The following is a 15,604-nucleotide window of genomic DNA, read 5'->3' as shown; positions in this document are numbered from 1 at the left end:
GCGGTTCAGCGGCGGTGCAGCAGCGGTTCGGCGGGGCGGCTCCGGCGCGTTCAGCGGGGCGGCTCCGGTGCGGGGGCGTCGGCCGCGGGGCCCGCGGCGGTGTCGAGGGGCGCGCCGAGCAGTGCGGTGAGGTCGGCCCGGTGACGGGCGGCGAGCGCGCGGACCGTGGCCTCCTCGTGCAGGGCGGTGGAGTACCACCATTCGACGCGCAGCGTCGCGTCGTCGGTCGTGGCGATCACCTCGATCAGGTGCGGCCGGACCCAGTGCGGGGCCGTGATGTCGCCGACCGGTTCGGGTGCCGGTCCGGGCAGCAGGGTTCCCAGGGGCAGGGAGTCGGCGTCGTCGCCCTCGAAGTCGAAGGAGACGTCGCTGGGCGGCGCGGACCGCAGCGCGGCGGCGGTCCGCGGTCGGCCGTGCCGGGAGAGCGCGCCGTGGCCGACCCCGCCGCCGGGCAGCGCCGCGAGGTGGCCCACCGTCCGCGCGAGGCGCTCGGCCGGGGTGCCCGGAGCGAGGTCGAGGCGGACCGGCACGGTGGTGGTGAACCAGCCGGTGGTGCGGGCCAGTTGGACGTCCCCGATGCTCTCCTCGCGGCCGTGGCGCAGTACGTCGACCCGGACGGCGGCCTCGCCGAGCAGCTCGGCCAGGGTCTCGCCGAGGGCGTGCAGGACCAGGTCACCGGGATGGGCGCGGTGGGCGCGGGCGGCCGCGTGGAGGCGCGCGGTGAGGTCCGCGGAGAACTCCTCCAGGTGCGTGGCTGCCGTGGCCGCGGTGTTCGCGGCCCGCGGGCCGGCCCCGGGGTCCGGGGGAGCCGGGAGGTCGGTCGCCGGGTGGCCGGTCCGTCGCCGGTCGGCCGCCGGTCGGTCGAGGGGCAGCGCGGCCGGGGTACGGGCCACCTCGGTCCACCATTCGGCCTCGGCCTCCGCTTCGGGGGTGCGGGCGTGGGCCGCCAGCGCCTGGGACCACTGCGGGTACGAGGTGTCCTCCGTCGGCCACACGTCCTGGCGGCCCGCTTCGAGGGCGGTGTACACCTCCTCCAGGTCGGCGAGGAGGACGGACCACGACACCATGTCGATCGCGAGCTGGTGTACCACGATCAGCAGGCGGCCCGGGCGGCCCGGCCCCGCGTCGAAGCGCACGAACCGGACGACCCGCCCGGCCCGCGGGTCCAGCGAGCGCTGCTCGACCGAGCACCGCAGGGTGATCGCGTCGGCGCGCGCGGGGTCGTCGAGTTCGCTGATGTCGACGGTGTCCAGCGCGTCGCCGAGGGCCGCTTCGGGCGGGCCGTCGGTCACCAGGGCCGAGGTGTGCTGGAAGGGGCGCCGGGCGGGCCGTTGTTCGACGGCGAGGCGGAGCGACGCGTGGCCGGCGACGAGCCGTCGTACCGCCTCGGCGAAGAGCGCGGGGTCGACGTCGGGCCGGGTGGTGAAGAGCATGGCCTGGTTCCAGTGGGCGCGGTCCGCGCCCTGCTCCTCCCAGGCCGTTTCCTGGGGCGGGGCCAGCAGGACCGGGCCGTGCGCGCCGCCGGGCGCGGGGGCCTCGGTGCCGGCGCCGCGGCGGGCGGCCCGCTCGGTGACCAGGGCCGCGAGGCTCCGGGTCGTGAGCTCCGGGTCGAACAGCTCCCGCAGCTGCGTCCGCACGCCGAAGGAGGACTCGATGCGGCGGGCGAGGCGGATCAGGTCGAGGGAGTCCACCCCGAGGTCGCGCAGCGGCGCGCCGGGTTCCAGGTCCGCTCCCTGCCCCCGGGCCGGCTCCTGGCCCGGACCGGCGGTGAGCACCACCTCCGCGATCCACTCCGCGAGCCGGACGAACACCTCCCCGGCGGCTGCGCGGGCATCCGCGTCCACCGCGCCACCCGCGGCCGCCGCACCCGTACCCGGGGCGACCTCGGCCACGCCGGTCACCACGCCCGTCACGGCACCGCCCACCGAACCGCCCACCGCGCCGCCCGCCACGACGGCGGACCCGTCCGCCGGAGCCGTCACGCGCCGGCCTCCCCGAGGGTGCCCGCGGGGCGGCGTACGAGGAAGGGGCCCAGGGCGAGCGCGTCCAGCGGCAGTCGGTGGAAGGTGGCGAGGGCGTCGGCGGGGCTGCACACCACCGGCTCGTCACGGCCGTTGAAGGAGGTGTTCATGACGACCGGGGTGCCCGTGTGCCCGCCGACCGCACCGATGAGCCGGTGGTAGAGCGGGTCGACGGCGGCCGACACCGTCTGCGGTCGCGTGGTGCGGTCGCTGTGGACGACGGCCGGCATGGCCGCGGCGCCGGCCTCGGTGACCGGCGTCGTGACGATCATGTACGGCAGCGGGGTCGCCGTGCCGATGAGGGCCTCGGCGGCCTCCTGCTGCATGCTCGGGGCGAACGGGCGCCACGCCTCGCGGTCCTTGATGCGGACGTTGACCCGGTCACGGGTGGACTCGGGCGAGGGCACCGCGACCAGACTGCGGTGGCCCAGGGCGCGGGGTCCGCTCTCGGCGCGGCCCTGGAACCAGCCGGAGACCCCGCCCGAGGCGAGCACCCCGGCGGTGGCGGCGGCGATGTCCGCGGGCTCGGTGTAGGCGGTTCCGGAGGCGTCGAGGACGCGGCGGATCTCGTCGGGGCTCCACTGCGGGCCCCAGGCCACGGTCCCGGTCATGGGCTGGATGCGGTCGCCCTCCTGCGCGGCCACCCAGACCGCGGCGCCGAGCGAGACGCCCTGGTCGCCGGCGAGGGGCTGCACGAAGAGGTCCTGGACCTCGGGCATGCGCATGATCTTGCCGTTGAGGGTGGCGTTGAAGCCGACGCCGCCCGCGATCAGCAGGGTCGTCTCGCCGGTCTCCCGGAGCAGTCCGCGGACCAGGCCGAGCACCGCCCGCTCCAGCGCCGCCTGCGCGGTGGCCGCGAGGTCGCGGTACTCGAAGGGGTCCCGGTCGGTGGCCCGCGCGAAGCGCCCGGCGCGGGCGTCGAAGCGGCGCACGGAGCGGTTGGGGGCCTCGGGCAGGGCCTTCTCCAGGTGCTCCAGCCAGTGCCGGATGGTGGCGGTCTCCTCGTCCGTGGTGCCCCGCGAACGCAGGTCGGGCGGGACGACGCCGATGGTGAAGTCCTCGTCGGTGAAGTCGAACGCGCCGCCGAAGGTGAGGTCGCCGGGGGTGCCGTAGGAGGCCAGGCCCATCATCTTGCCGGCGTTGTCGGAGCCGAGGCCGGCGTACTCGCAGACGGCGGCGTAGAAGTAGCCGAGCGACCAGCCGGGGGTGTGGGCGCGCAGGGTCTTGATCTCGCCGTCGATGCCGACGGCGAGGGTGGTGCTCTCGTTCTCGCCCTGGCCGTCCAGGACCAGGATCGCGCCGCGGTCGCGCCCCGAGAGGTGGTAGGCGCTGGCGGCGTGCGCGACGTGGTGGTTGACGAAGGTCAGCCGGGGGTCGCGGGAGCGCGGGAACAGGGCCTTGGGCAGCAGGTGTTCCAGGGCGTCGGCGTCGCTGCCGAACCACTCCAGATCGCGGTCCGCGAACAGCGTGGGCAGGTCCCACCCGTGGGCGACGACGTCGATGTCGTCCAGGGTGAGACCGCCCTCCGCGAGGCAGTAGGCGGCCGCGTTGAGCGGTGCTTCCCCGTAGGCGTGCTTGTTACGGGTGAAGCGTTCCTCCTCGGCCAGGGCGATGACGTCGCCGTCCACGACGAGGCAGGCAGCACCGTCGTGGCTGGCCCCGGGCCAGCCGTTGACTCCGAGCACACGCATGGTCAGTCCCCAAAGGTCGGTCGGGCTCCTCCGGTTCCGCCTCGGGCCCCAGGCCGTACGGCGTCCGGTTACGCCAACCGATCTTGTCGGGCCGCCGAGTTGTACACGACCTGTGAGGTTGTGCGGAGATCCGCGGCGAAGATCGCGGAGGCCGCCTTGAGGACCTCGTTGGTGTGCCGCAGCTCCTCGACCTCGCTGCGCAGACTGGCCAGTTCGGCCCGTTCGTCGGCGGTCAGCGCGTCCGCGGCCAGCGCGTCCGCGTCCGTACGCCGCCTGCCGGCGCGGCCGCCGGCGATGAGCCCTTCGCCGCCGCGGCCGTGGCCGATACGGCCCTCGCCACCGCGGTCCTCACCGCTACGCCCTTCGCCGCCGCGCCGTTCGGCCCCCGGTTGTGCGGGCACGAGTCCCGTGCGTTCGGGCTGGCCGCGCGCGTGGGCGCCGACGCCTTCCTGGTCGCGTCCGAGCGCGTACCAGCGGCGCGTCCACGTCTCCGGATCACCGCCGCAGGCGGCCACGTAGGCGAGGGTCACCTTCAGGGAGGGCCGGTGCAGTCCGCGCGCGGCTTCGGAGAGGGTCGCCACCGAGTAGTGGGCGCGTTTCGACATGACCCGGTAAGAGGGGCTGCCGGCCTGCTTCCGCAGACAGCGCAATGCGTGCGCGAAACTCTCCAGTGGGCCCGCGTTGGGGTCCAGTAACCGTTCTGGCCTGGGCATTCTTCTCCCCTGGTGATCGATTGTGGCGAACGGAACGCACGCTCCGTCGAGCCGTACAACGCGATCTGCGGGGTACGGCCCGGCGGTACAACCAGTCCGAGGTCCCGGAGGCGACAGGAGGAACTCCGCACCGGATCTCTCGGACATTGGTACATGCCGGTGACATATCGATCAAGTCATCATCTGAGGTATTCAGCCACTTCCGGCGCGGGTCGTCCGATTTCGACACCTCGTTCGACGCGCCGCCCCGTACATCGGCCCCAACGTCCGGCGACGGCCTCCGCTTCCCGCCGCACGCCACCGGGTTGTACAGGGTTGCACCCGGGCTGCGCCCCGTACAACCGGGCCTCGTGTACAACCGCGCTGCTCTGCAAGATCGGTTCGTGTCGAGCGAGGAGCGACCGACGAGCGAGGAGCGACTTCGGCTGATGGTGGCGAACCGACGGGAAGGGGTGGCGGGTTGGTGACGAAGGCACGCGGCCAGAAGGAGCCGGCCGTACACGGCCGGACCGGGTCAGCGGCGCTCCAGGGCGTCTACGAGTACCGCAGCCGTCCGCTCGTGGAGCCGGACTGGCGGCGCTTCCCCGGGTGGCGCGATGTCACCGGGGCCGAGTGGGCGGACCCGCAGTGGCAGCGCGCCCACTGCGTGAAGGACGCGAAGGGACTGCGCGCCGTCGTCGGAGACCTGCTCGACGAGCGCTTCTACGAGGACTGGGAGCAGGACCGGCTGCACCGCGCGACCATGTCGGTGCTGCTGCCGCCCCAGATGGTCAACACGATGGCCCCGGAGGCGCCCGCCGCCCGGCCGGGCGAACTGACCAAGGCCTTCTACGACGACCCGGTGCGCCGCTACATGCTGCCGGTGTTCTCCGACCGGCACCCGGACTGGCCCTCGCACCCCATGGCCAGCCGCGACTCCCTGCACGAGCAGGACATGTGGGTGGTGGAGGGGCTCACGCACCGCTACCCCACCAAGGTGCTCGCGGAGCTGCTCTCCACCTGCCCCCAGTACTGCGGGCACTGCACGCGCATGGACCTCGTCGGGAACTCGACCCCGCAGGTCGCCAAGAGCAAGCTGCAGCTCAAGCCGGTCGACCGGGCCGAGCGGATCCTGGCCCACCTGCGCTCCGCTCCGGGCATCCGCGACGTGGTCGTCTCCGGCGGCGACCTGGCCAACATGCCCTGGCCGCGACTGGAACGCTTCGTCGACGGCCTGCTCGACATCGAGGCGATCCGCGACATCCGGCTCGCCAGCAAGGGCCTCATCGGCCTGCCGCAGCACTGGAACTCCCCTCCGGTGCTGGCGGGCGTCGAGCGCCTCGCCCGCAAGGCCCGGTCCCGGGGCGTGCGCCTCGCGCTGCACACCCACGCCAACGCGGCGCAGCAGATCACGCCCGGAGTGGCCCGTGCCTCCTGGGCGTTGCTCGAAGCGGGTCTGCACGACGTGCGCAACCAGGGCGTGTTGATGCGCGGGGTCAACGACAGCGCGCACGAGCTGCTCGACCTGTGCTTCGCCCTCATCGACCACGCCGGGATCACGCCGTACTACTTCTACATGTGCGACATGATCCCGAACGCCGAGCACTGGCGGGTCCCGCTGCACCGGGCTCAGTTGATCCAGCGTCAGATCATGGGATACCTACCGGGTTTCGCCACCCCGCGCATCGTGTGCGACGTGCCGATGGCAGGCAAGCGCTGGGTGGACCAGGTCGATTCCTACGACCGCAACCTCGGCGTCTCGCACTGGACCAAGAGCTTCCTCACCCCGCTGGAGGCGGCGGATCCGGACGCCCACAGCGGTTCCTACCAGTACTACGACCCCATCGACACGCTGCCGCTCTCCGGGCAGCGCTGGTGGCGCGAATCCCGTCAGGGGTAGAGACCCGTCAGGGGCAGAGAAGGGAAACCCGCACAGCCATGAGCAGTCTCCGTCCACGGCATGAAGACCCCCCAGTGCTCGAAGAGTGGTACCGCCGGCACCTGGGCCCCGACATCCACGACATCAGCTCCAGCGGTGTCCACCCGTACACCTTCGCCGAGATCCGCGACCTGTGCCGGATCCCGGCCGCCGACCTCGACGAGATCGTCATGGACGACAGCGTCTCGCAGGGCGGCGCGGGCATCCGCCGGGCCATCGCCGACCGCTACGCCGGGGGCGACGCCGACCGGGTGCTCGTCACCCACGGATCCAGCGAGGCCATCGCGCTCACCCTGAGCACGCTGCTGCACCCCGGTGACCGGGTCGTCGTCCAGGAGGGCATCTACCACTCCCTCGGGCACTACCCGCGGGCGGCGGGCTGCGAGGTCGTCGAACTCCCCGCGGCCTCGGTCCGGGACGGCGAGATCGACCCGGACGTACTGGCCGAGCTGGTCACCCCCGGCACCGCGGCCGTCATCGTCAACTTCCCGCACAACCCGAGCGGGGTCACGCTCTCCCCGCGCGGCCTGAAGGAACTGACCGCGCGGACCGCCGCCACCGGGGCCGTGCTGGTCTGGGACGCGGCCACCGCGGAGATCGCCCACCGCTGGGACGTCCTGCCCGACCCCGGGGCCGAGGGCGGGAACACCGTGTCCTACGGCACGCTCTCCAAGACCTTCGGGCTGCCCGGGCTGCGGGTCGGCTGGGCCATCGCCCCGAAGGAACTCCTCACGGCCACCTTCCCGTTGCGCGACCGCACCACCCTCTTCCTCTCCCCGCTCGTCGAACTCGTCGCCGAACGGGCCGTGCGCCACGCCGACGTGCTCATCGGCGCCCGGGCCGCCGAGGCCCGGGCCAACCTCGCGCACCTGACGGACTGGATGGACGAGCACGCGGAGCTGGTCCGCTGGACCCCGCCCGAGGGAGGGGTGTGCGCGCTGCCCGTCTTCCGCGAGCTGGAGCGGGCGTCGGCCGGCCCGGGCGAGGTGGAGCGCTTCTGCCTGGAGCTGCTCGCCCGCCACCGCACGCTGCTGGTGCCGGGCACGGCCTTCGGCTCCCGGCACGGGGCCCGGCTCGGCTTCGGTGGTCCCCAGGAGTCCTTCCGCGCCGGCCTCGACGGGCTGTCGCGCTTCCTGCGGACGCGGGGGGCATCGGGGTGAGCACCGCCATCGAAGCCGACGTGCTCGGCCTGTGGGACCGCTCCGTCCGCGCGCACGCCGCCGCGCCCGCCCTGGTGACGCCGGACCGGGTGCTGACGTACCGGGACGCGGACCGGCTCACCGACGCGTGGGCCGCCGACCTGGTCGGGCGCGGGGCCGTGCCCGGCGCCCTGGTCGGCCTGGCCTTCACCGATCCCGCCCGTACCGTCCTCGGCATGCTGGCGGCCCTCAAGGCCGGGGCGGGCTTCACCGTCCTGGACGACCGGCTCCCGGTCGCCGCCCGGTCCGAGCTCGTCCGCCGGACCGCCGCGGTGGTGTGGCTCGGCGACGGCCGGCACGCCCCGGACGGCGCGCACGTGCCGGCCGACGGCGGGTACGTGCCACCGGACGGCGGGTACGGGCCGGCGCGGCCGGCGGCCGCGGCCACCGGCGCGGACATGGCGTACGTCCTGTTCACCTCCGGCTCCACCGGCCGGCCCAAGGGGACCGTGGTCGAACGCGACGCCCTCGGCCGCTTCGCCGGCGCCGTCGCCGAGCGGCTGGAGCTGACCCCGGGCGACCGGTGGCTCCAGGTGGCCTCACTCGGCTTCGACGTCCTGATCGAGGAGGTGTTCCCGGCGCTCGCCGCGGGCGCGGCCGTCGTGTGCCGGGCCGACACGGGGGCGCTGGACGCCGAGGAGCTCCACACCGCCATGGCCCGTACCGGGACCACCGTGGTCGAACTCTCCACCCAGTACTGGCTGGAGTACGCCCGCTGGCTCGACGGCAGCGGTGCGTCGACCCCGGACGCCCTGCGCCTCGTGGTCGTCGGTGGAGAGCGGATGGACCCCCGGCCCTACCGGGCGTGGCAGGCCCGGCAGCCCGCGGCCCTGGCCCATGTGTACGGGCTCACCGAGTGCACCGTCAGCTCCACCTTCTACACCGGCCTGCTGCCGGCCGACGCCGAGGAGGTGCCGCTGGGCACGGCGCTGCGGGACGTGGAGATCAGCGTCCGCCGCGACGGCCGACCGGTACCGGACGGCGGGAGCGGCGAGATCCACATCGGCGGCCCGCTGCTGGCCCGTGGGTTCCTCGACGACGAGGCGGCCACGGCGCGCCGGTTCGTGCCGGACCCGGACCGGGGCGCCGAAGGGCGCCTGTACGTGACCGGTGACCTGGGGCGGATCGACGCCGAGGGGCAGTTGGTCTTCCTCGGGCGCGTCGACGACCAGGTGAAGATCCGCGGGCACCGGCTGGAACCGGCCCGGGTGGAGCGCGCCCTGTGCGAGGGGGCGGCGGTGGACCAGGCGGTGGTCTTCCCGGACCCGGAGACCGCGACGGCCCTGTGGGCGTTCACCGTGCCCGCCGACCCGGCGGTGGCGCCGCTGCCCGGCGAGGCGGTCCGGCTGACCGGCGCCGAGCGGGACGCGCTCCTCGCGCCGCTGGAGGCGCAGCTGCCCGACTGGGCGGTGCCGCGGGTGCTGTACCGGGTCGCGGTCCTGCCGAAGAGCCCGCACGGCAAGATCGACAAGCGCCTGCTCGCCACGTGGGCGGCGCACGGGGTACGGGAGCAGGCCCGCGCCCGGGAGCAGGCCCGCGCCCAGGCCCAGGACCCGGCCCGCATCCAAGACCCGGCCCGCATCCAGGACCCGGCCGCGCACCCGGTCGCGCACCCGACCCCGGCCGCCGCTCCGGACGCGGTGGAGGAGCCCCTGCGCACGGTCCTGGAGCTCTTCCGCGAGGTCCTGGGCGCCCCGGCGCTCGGCCCCGACGACAACTTCTTCGACCACGGCGGGCAGTCCCTGCTCGCCATGCGGCTGCTCACCCGGCTGCGCGGGTCCTTCCCCGCCGCCACGGGGCTGCGCGCGAGCGCCCTCTTCGCGTCGCCCACCCCCCGCCTGCTGACCGCCCTGGCCGCCGGCTGAGGCCGACACCGGCCGGGCGCGAGCGCCGGCCGCGGCATCGGCGCCGTGACCGGAGCCGTCCGGTCGTCGTACCCGTACCCGCACCCGTACCCGTACCACCCCGAGGGCCCGCGGCCCCTCATCCGGCCGCCCGCGGGCAGTAAGCATCCCCGACCACTCAGCGAGAGTTGGCATGTCGAACCTCACCGACCAGTCCACGCCCGGCTACGCCCTCACGGCCGACGAGGCCTCCGCCATCGCGGAGCTCTGCCTCGAACTGGCCGTCGCCTACCCGTCCTTCGGCGACCCCGCCCTGCTGCACGACCTGCCGCGGCTCGCGGCCGGGCTGCCGGAGGGAGTCCAGAGCTTCCTGCGGGAGTTCCAGCTGTCCGACCGTCGCGGCCACGTCGTGATCCAAGGGCACGACTTCGACCAGCGGCGCATCGGCCCCACCCCCGACCACTGGCGGGGCCGCACCCGGCCGGGCCCGGAGTTCCCCGAGGAGCTCCTGTTGATGCTGTACTCGGCGCTCCTCGGCGAGCCCTTCGGGTGGGCCACCCAGCAGGACGGCCACCTGGTGCACGACATCTTCCCGATCCGCCAGCACGAGAACGATCAACTCGGCATGGGCAGCGCCGAGTTGCTGACCTGGCACACCGAGGACGCCTTCCACCCCCACCGCAGCGACTACCTCGTCCTCGGCGCCCTCCGCAACCCCGACCACGTCCCCACCACCGTCGGCGAGTTGGACCTGTCCTCGCTGTCCGTCGAGGACGTCGACATCCTCTTCGAGCCCCGGTTCTACATCGCCCCCGACGAGTCGCACCTGCCGAAGAACAACACGATCGACTCCGACGAGGAGGCGGCCCGTTTCGCCGCCATCCAGAAGATGATCGACGAGCGCCCCCTCGGCCCGCTCCTCTACGGCTCGCGGCAGGACCCGTACATGCGCCTCGACCCGTACTTCACCTCCGTACCGGAGGACGACGCCGACGCCCGGCGCGCCTACGACGCGCTGTTCAAGGTGGTGGACGCCGGCATGCGGGAGGTCGTCGCCGACCAGGGCGACGTGCTCTTCATCGACAACCACCGCGCCGTGCACGGCCGACTCCCCTTCCGGGCCCGCTACGACGGCACCGACCGCTGGCTGAAGCGGGTGTGCGTCACCGCCGACCTGCGGCGCTCCCGCGAGATGCGGGCCACGGCCGAGACCCGGCTGCTGGGCTGAGGCGCAGTGTCCGCCCCCACCCCGGCCCCCCTCTCCGCCGCTCCGTCCACCCTCACCCTGACCGATCTGTCCCGGGACCCTTGGCTGTTGCCCGAGGTGGACGCCCTGATCGGCGCGAACATGCCGGAGTTCATGAGCTGGGAGTCCCCCGGCAACTGGCGCTGGCACGGCATGTACGACCGCTACCCCGCCCACCAGCTCTGCCTGGTGGACGCGGACGGGCGCCTGGTGGCGGCGGCCAACGGGCTGCCGGTCCGCTGGGACGGCCTCGCCTCGTCGCTGCCCGCCGGCAGCGACGAGGTGCTGGTGGAGGCCGTGGACCGGGAGCCGCCGCAGCGGCCCGACGCGGTGTGCATGCTCTCGGTCTCCGTGGACCCGGCGCAGCGGGCGGCCGGACACGCCGAGCGGTTGCTCACCGAGGTCCGGCGGCGCGCCGCCGGCCGGGCCCCGCGCGGCGTGATCATTCCGGTCCGACCCACCCGCAAGCCCCGCTACCCGCTCGTTCCGATCGCCGAGTACGCGGCCTGGCGCCGACCCGACGGGCGCTGCTTCGACCCCTGGCTGCGCACCCACCTCGAACTCGGCGCGCGGCAACTGGGCATCGCGGAGCGGTCCCTGGTGATCCGTCAACCGGTGGACCGCTGGGCGGAGTTCCTCGGGTACCCGCTGCCGGGCCCGGGGGACCACCCGCTCCCCGGCGGCCTCGTCCCCCTGCGCGTCACCGACGACGGCCACGGTACGTACGCCGAGCCGAACGTGTGGGTCCACCACCCGGTCGACGCCGCGGCGTGAGCCGGCCGGGGCGGACCCGAGCCCCCGGACCCGCCCCGGCCCCTCCCGTACCCCCCACGCATTTCCCCCTTCCCCCACTTTCCCCTTCCCCACTTCCCCCCCCCACGTCCCCTTCCGACGAACCCTGGAGAGACCATGACCGCCGTACGCCTCGCGATCGTCGGGTGCGGCGCCGCCGCCCGCGGCTGCCACCTGCCCGCCCTGCCCCCGCTCAAGGGAGACGTCCGGCTGACCGCCCTCGTCGACCGCGACCCGCGCCAGGCCGAGGCCGCCCTCGCGCTCTACCGCGAACTGGGCGGTGCCGACGCCGACCAGGTGGTGATCGCCACCGACGCGGCCGAGGTCGCCGAGGCCTTCGACGCCGCCGTGGTGGTCGCCCCGCACACCCTGCACACGCCGATCGTCGAGGCGCTGCTGGCCGCGGGCAAGCACGTACTGCTGGAGAAGCCGATGACCACCTCGACCGAGGACGCCCGGCGGCTGGCCGCGACCGCGGCCGCCGACGGCGCCCCCGTGCTGGCCATGGCCCACCCGCGGCGCCTCTTCCCCGCCTACGCCTGGGTCAAGCGACTGATCGACGGCGGCGACCTCGGTGACGTGCTGCGCGTCGACTGGTCGGAGGGCCACCCCTACGCCCACGAGCCGGTCTCCTGGTCGATGTTCGACCGGCGCCTGGCCGGAGGCGGGGTGCTCACCGACACCGCCTCGCACGTCTTCGACACGCTGCTGTGGTGGCTCGGCCCCGAGGTGCGGGTCGTCCGGGCCGAGGACAACTCGCTCGGCGGGGTGGAGACCGACGCCACCGCCCACCTGCGCTTCGGCTCCGTCGACGTGCACTGCGACTTCAGCCGGCTCCGTGACCTCGGCATCTCCTGCAAGGTCACCGGAACCAAGGCGTCCGTCAGCATCGGCACCGACTTCCCGGCGGGGGAGTGCGTCCTGACCACCGCCGACGGCGAGGTGCTGCACCGCGGCGACGTGGACGCGGTCGCCCCCGCCCAGGACGAATGGGAGCTGCTCTTCACCGAGCAGCTCGGCAACTTCGCCGCGGCGGTCCGCGGGGCCGCCCCCGCCCACTCCACCCCCGAGGACGGCGTGCGCGTCGTCGAGCTGATCCAGGAGTGCTACGGCGGCCCCGCCCGCGAGCAGTCCGCCCAGCCCTGGACCACACGGGCCGCGGGCGAGGGGGACGCGGCCGGCGCCGGCCTCCCGTCGCTCGCCGGGCACACCGTCGCGGTCACCGGAGCCAGCGGCTTCATCGGCGGCCGGATCGTGGAGCGGCTCGCCCTCGGCACCGAGGCCCGGATCCGGCCGGTCGTCCGGGGCTTCGGCCGGGCGGCCCGGCTCTCCGTGCTGCCGCAGGACCGGATCGCCTTCCAGCAGGGGGACCTGCTGGACACCGACTCGCTGCGCGCGGCCTTCGAGGGCTGCGACACCGTCGTGCACTGCGCCTTCGGCAGCTCCGGCGACGAGGACGGACGCTGGGCCGCCTCCGTCGAAGGCACCGCGAACGTCCTGGCCGCCGCCCGCGCCGCCGGCGTGCGCCGCGTGGTGCACCTCAGCACCATCGACGTCTACGACCCGGCCGTCGCCGGCGCGCTGACCGAGGAGTCCCCGGCGCGGCCGGCCGCCGCCGAGGACCGCGAGTACGAGCAGCAGAAGCTCGCCGCCGAGCGGCTCGTACTCGACGCCCACGCCCGCGACGGCGGACCGGAGACCGTGGTGCTCCAGCCCGGAGTGGTCTACGGGCCGTGGGGCGGCCAGTGGACCACCGCCCAACTGCGCCGCGCCGAGAGCGACTTCGCGCAGCTTCCGGCCGGCGCGGGCGCGGGCGCCTGCAACGCCGTGTACGTGGACGACCTGGCCGACGCCGTGCTCCTCGCCGTGGACACCGCGGCCGCGGCCGGCGAACGCTTCCTCGTCGGCCACGCCGAAGAGCTCGGCTGGGGCACCTTCTTCGACGCGATCCGCGCCCTGCGGGGCCCGGGCGACCCGGCCGCCACCGAGGCGGGGGAGCCGGTCCAGGAGTGGGAGCTGGACCTCTACCGCTCCACCGCCCGCGCCGACCACGCCAAGGCCCGCCGGGTGCTCGGCTTCACGGCCCGGGTCCCCTTCGCCGACGGCATCGCACTGACCGGCCAGTGGGCCGGCTGGGCCGGCGAGCTGCCGGGGGCCGGGGCATGAGCGCCGTCACCGACGTCCTCGTCGTCGCCCCGCACCCCGACGACGACGTCATCGGCTGCGGGGGATCGATCGCCAAGCACGTCCGCGACGGCGCCCGGGTGAGCGTCGTCATCGTCATCGGCCGCGAGCGCAGCGCGCTCGACGACGCCGTCACCGACGCCGAGTTCGCCGCCGAGACGGAGGCCGCCGCCAAGGCGCTCGGTGTCCACCGCTGCATCCGGCTCGACGAGCCCTCGCGGGACTTCCAGCCGAGCCGGCGGGTCCACCTCGACCTGGTGCGCGTACTGCGCGAGGTGCGCCCCCAGGTGGTCTACCTGCCGCACGACAACGACGACGACGTCGAGCACCGCATGGTCCACCAACTGACCACCGAGGCACTGTGGATGGCGCAGTCGGAGTTCTTCCAGGAGGCGGGCGCGCAGCCGATGCCCGCCCCCCGGCTGGTGCTCGGCTACGAGGTGTGGGCGCCGATGGCCCGCTTCCAGTACGCCGAGGACATCGACGGCCAGATCGAGACCAAGGTCGAGGCGATGCGGGCGTACGTCTCCCAACTGCGCCACGCGGCCTGGGACGAGGGCATCCGGGGCCTGGCCCGCTACCGGGGCGCCGTCACGACCGGCTCCGGGCACGCGGAGGTGTTCCAGGTGCTCAGCCTGACCGGAGGCCATGGGGGAGCGCCCGGCGCGACGGGGGGCGGTCGTGACTGACCACCTCCTGGTGTGCGGGATCGGCTCCGGCATGGACCGCTCGCTCACCGAACTGCGCTCCCCGCGGCGCACGCTCGTCGTGGTCACCGACCGGCCGACCGAGCGGGTCCGGGCCGCGGCGGACGTGCTGTTGGTCTGCGACCCGAACGACGCCGTCGCCGTCCTCGCCGAGCTGTCGGCGGCGGGCGTCGACCGGATCGACGGGGTGTTCTCGCTGGGCGCCGACAACCCGCCGGTGATCAGCACCCTCGCGCGGCGCTTCGGCTGCCCGGGGCTGCCCCTGGAGACCGCGCTCGACTGCACGCTCAAGGACCGGCGGCTGGCGATCCTGCGCGCGGCCGGGCTGGACCTGCCCCGGTTCACGACCGCCGGGAGCGTTGCCGAGGCGGTGCGGGCCGTCGCGGACATCGGCCTGCCCGCGGTCATCAAGCCCAGCGACCAGACCGGTTCGCTGGGCGTGCTGAAGGTGGACCGCGCCGACCGGGTGCGGCCCCTGGCCGAGGAGGCGCTGCGGCTCAGCCCGGGCGGCCGCATCGTGATCGAGGAGTTCCTGGAGGGCACCGAGCACACCCTCGCCGCGTTCATGGTCGACGGGGAACTGCACCGGTTCGGCTTCGCGGACCGCGAGTACGGACGCAAGGAGGAGTTCGCCCCGCACTTCTTCGAGGGCGGTGACACCCTGCCCAGCCTGCTGAGCACCGAGCAGATCGAGGAGGTCACCGACACGGTCCGGCGCGGCGCGCGCGCCCTGCGGCTGGACCCGGCGGTGATCAACACCGACATCCTGCGCACCCGTGACGGCCGGGTCGTCCTACTGGAGATCACCGCCCGACTGACGGGTGCCCGGATCGCCACCGAGGTGATGCGGCTGGCGACCGGTGTGGACCCGCTGCCCAACGTGGTCCGCCTCGCCCTCGGCCGGCCCCTGGACCTCACCGAACTGGAGCCCCGGCACAGCAGGGCCGTGGTCCAGCGGTTCCTGCCGGCGGACGGGGGCGTGGTCGAGTGGGCCGGCAACCCGCGCGACGTCGCCCGCCGGGCCGGGGTGCACGACGTGTTCTGGGGCCTCGACCTGGCCCCCGGCACCGTGCTGCCGTCCTACCGGGGCGGCGCCGACGTCCTGGCCGGGGTGATCGCCCACGCGGAGGGGCCGGCCGAGGCCGAGGCAGTCGCGGAACGGGCCCTGCGCGCCCTGCCCCTGCGCCTGAAGGCCCCGGCTGCCTGATGCACCGGTACGACACGACGCAGCACGACGCGACGCAGCGCGGCACGACACAGCACGGCACGACACAGCACGGCACGAAAGA

Annotated in this window: 11 protein-coding genes; 8 read left to right on the top strand and 3 right to left on the bottom strand. The window is 74.5% G+C overall.

From position 1 onward, the window contains the following. Nucleotides 1–50: 50 nt before the first annotated feature. The 3 genes from ACIQWR_RS16165 to ACIQWR_RS16155 form a co-directional block, all read right to left on the bottom strand. Complete coding sequence (locus ACIQWR_RS16165; protein WP_404009253.1) at nucleotides 51–1,982, bottom strand: condensation domain-containing protein; 1,932 nt, start codon at nucleotides 1,980–1,982, stop codon at nucleotides 51–53. Next, nucleotides 1,979–3,712, bottom strand: a complete 1,734-nt coding sequence (locus ACIQWR_RS16160) for a carbamoyltransferase (RefSeq protein WP_404009251.1) — start codon at nucleotides 3,710–3,712, stop codon at nucleotides 1,979–1,981. The genes ACIQWR_RS16165 and ACIQWR_RS16160 overlap by 4 nt, the downstream gene beginning before the upstream one ends. A 68-nt stretch (nucleotides 3,713–3,780) precedes the next feature. Then, nucleotides 3,781–4,317, bottom strand: a complete 537-nt coding sequence (locus ACIQWR_RS16155) for an XRE family transcriptional regulator (RefSeq protein ID WP_404009249.1) — start codon at nucleotides 4,315–4,317, stop codon at nucleotides 3,781–3,783. Between the two features lie 667 nt (nucleotides 4,318–4,984). On the opposite strand from ACIQWR_RS16155, the gene ACIQWR_RS16150 reads away from it, so the two are divergent. From ACIQWR_RS16150 to ACIQWR_RS16115, 8 genes are all read left to right on the top strand, one after another. Next, nucleotides 4,985–6,304: a KamA family radical SAM protein gene (locus ACIQWR_RS16150; RefSeq protein ID WP_404009396.1), complete on the top strand. Its 1,320-nt coding sequence runs from the start codon at nucleotides 4,985–4,987 to the stop codon at nucleotides 6,302–6,304. 74 nt (nucleotides 6,305–6,378) lie between these two features. Further along, nucleotides 6,379–7,503, top strand: coding sequence for a capreomycidine synthase (vioD, locus tag ACIQWR_RS16145; protein ID WP_404009246.1), 1,125 nt, complete (start codon nucleotides 6,379–6,381; stop codon nucleotides 7,501–7,503). Next, nucleotides 7,500–9,407 (top strand): non-ribosomal peptide synthetase, encoded by a 1,908-nt coding sequence (locus ACIQWR_RS16140; RefSeq protein ID WP_404009243.1) that lies wholly within the window; start codon nucleotides 7,500–7,502, stop codon nucleotides 9,405–9,407. Before vioD ends, ACIQWR_RS16140 begins: the two co-directional genes overlap by 4 nt. Before the next feature lie 172 nt (nucleotides 9,408–9,579). Next, on the top strand, nucleotides 9,580–10,614 hold the full coding sequence (vioC, locus tag ACIQWR_RS16135; RefSeq protein ID WP_404009241.1) for an arginine beta-hydroxylase, Fe(II)/alpha-ketoglutarate-dependent: 1,035 nt from the start codon (nucleotides 9,580–9,582) through the stop codon (nucleotides 10,612–10,614). Between the two features lie 6 nt (nucleotides 10,615–10,620). Beyond that, nucleotides 10,621–11,406 carry a hypothetical protein gene (locus ACIQWR_RS16130; protein WP_404009238.1) on the top strand — a complete coding sequence of 262 codons (786 nt, stop codon included), beginning with the start codon at nucleotides 10,621–10,623 and terminating at the stop codon, nucleotides 11,404–11,406. 135 nt (nucleotides 11,407–11,541) lie between these two features. Next, nucleotides 11,542–13,590: an NAD-dependent epimerase/dehydratase family protein gene (locus tag ACIQWR_RS16125; RefSeq protein ID WP_404009235.1), complete on the top strand. Its 2,049-nt coding sequence runs from the start codon at nucleotides 11,542–11,544 to the stop codon at nucleotides 13,588–13,590. After that, entirely contained in the window at nucleotides 13,587–14,297 is a 711-nt protein-coding gene (locus ACIQWR_RS16120) for a PIG-L deacetylase family protein (protein ID WP_404009232.1), read from the top strand. Before ACIQWR_RS16125 ends, ACIQWR_RS16120 begins: the two co-directional genes overlap by 4 nt. Continuing rightward, nucleotides 14,290–15,522 (top strand): acetyl-CoA carboxylase biotin carboxylase subunit family protein, encoded by a 1,233-nt coding sequence (locus ACIQWR_RS16115; RefSeq protein ID WP_404009229.1) that lies wholly within the window; start codon nucleotides 14,290–14,292, stop codon nucleotides 15,520–15,522. Before ACIQWR_RS16120 ends, ACIQWR_RS16115 begins: the two co-directional genes overlap by 8 nt. Nucleotides 15,523–15,604: the final 82 nt, after the last annotated feature.

The sequence above is a fragment of the Streptomyces sp. NPDC098789 genome, from assembly GCF_044759975.1.
Lineage (GTDB): Bacteria > Actinomycetota > Actinomycetes > Streptomycetales > Streptomycetaceae > Streptomyces.
This window is presented reverse-complemented; position numbering and strand designations above follow the sequence as displayed.

Coding starts and splice junctions, on each gene's coding strand:
- ACIQWR_RS16160 (WP_404009251.1), bottom strand. CDS start 3,712: ATGCGTGTGCTCGGAGTCAACGGCTGGCCCGGGGCCAGCCACGACGGT.
- ACIQWR_RS16155 (WP_404009249.1), bottom strand. CDS start 4,317: ATGTCGAAACGCGCCCACTACTCGGTGGCGACCCTCTCCGAAGCCGCG.
- vioC (WP_404009241.1), top strand. CDS start 9,580: ATGTCGAACCTCACCGACCAGTCCACGCCCGGCTACGCCCTCACGGCC.
- ACIQWR_RS16125 (WP_404009235.1), top strand. CDS start 11,542: ATGACCGCCGTACGCCTCGCGATCGTCGGGTGCGGCGCCGCCGCCCGC.
- ACIQWR_RS16120 (WP_404009232.1), top strand. CDS start 13,587: ATGAGCGCCGTCACCGACGTCCTCGTCGTCGCCCCGCACCCCGACGAC.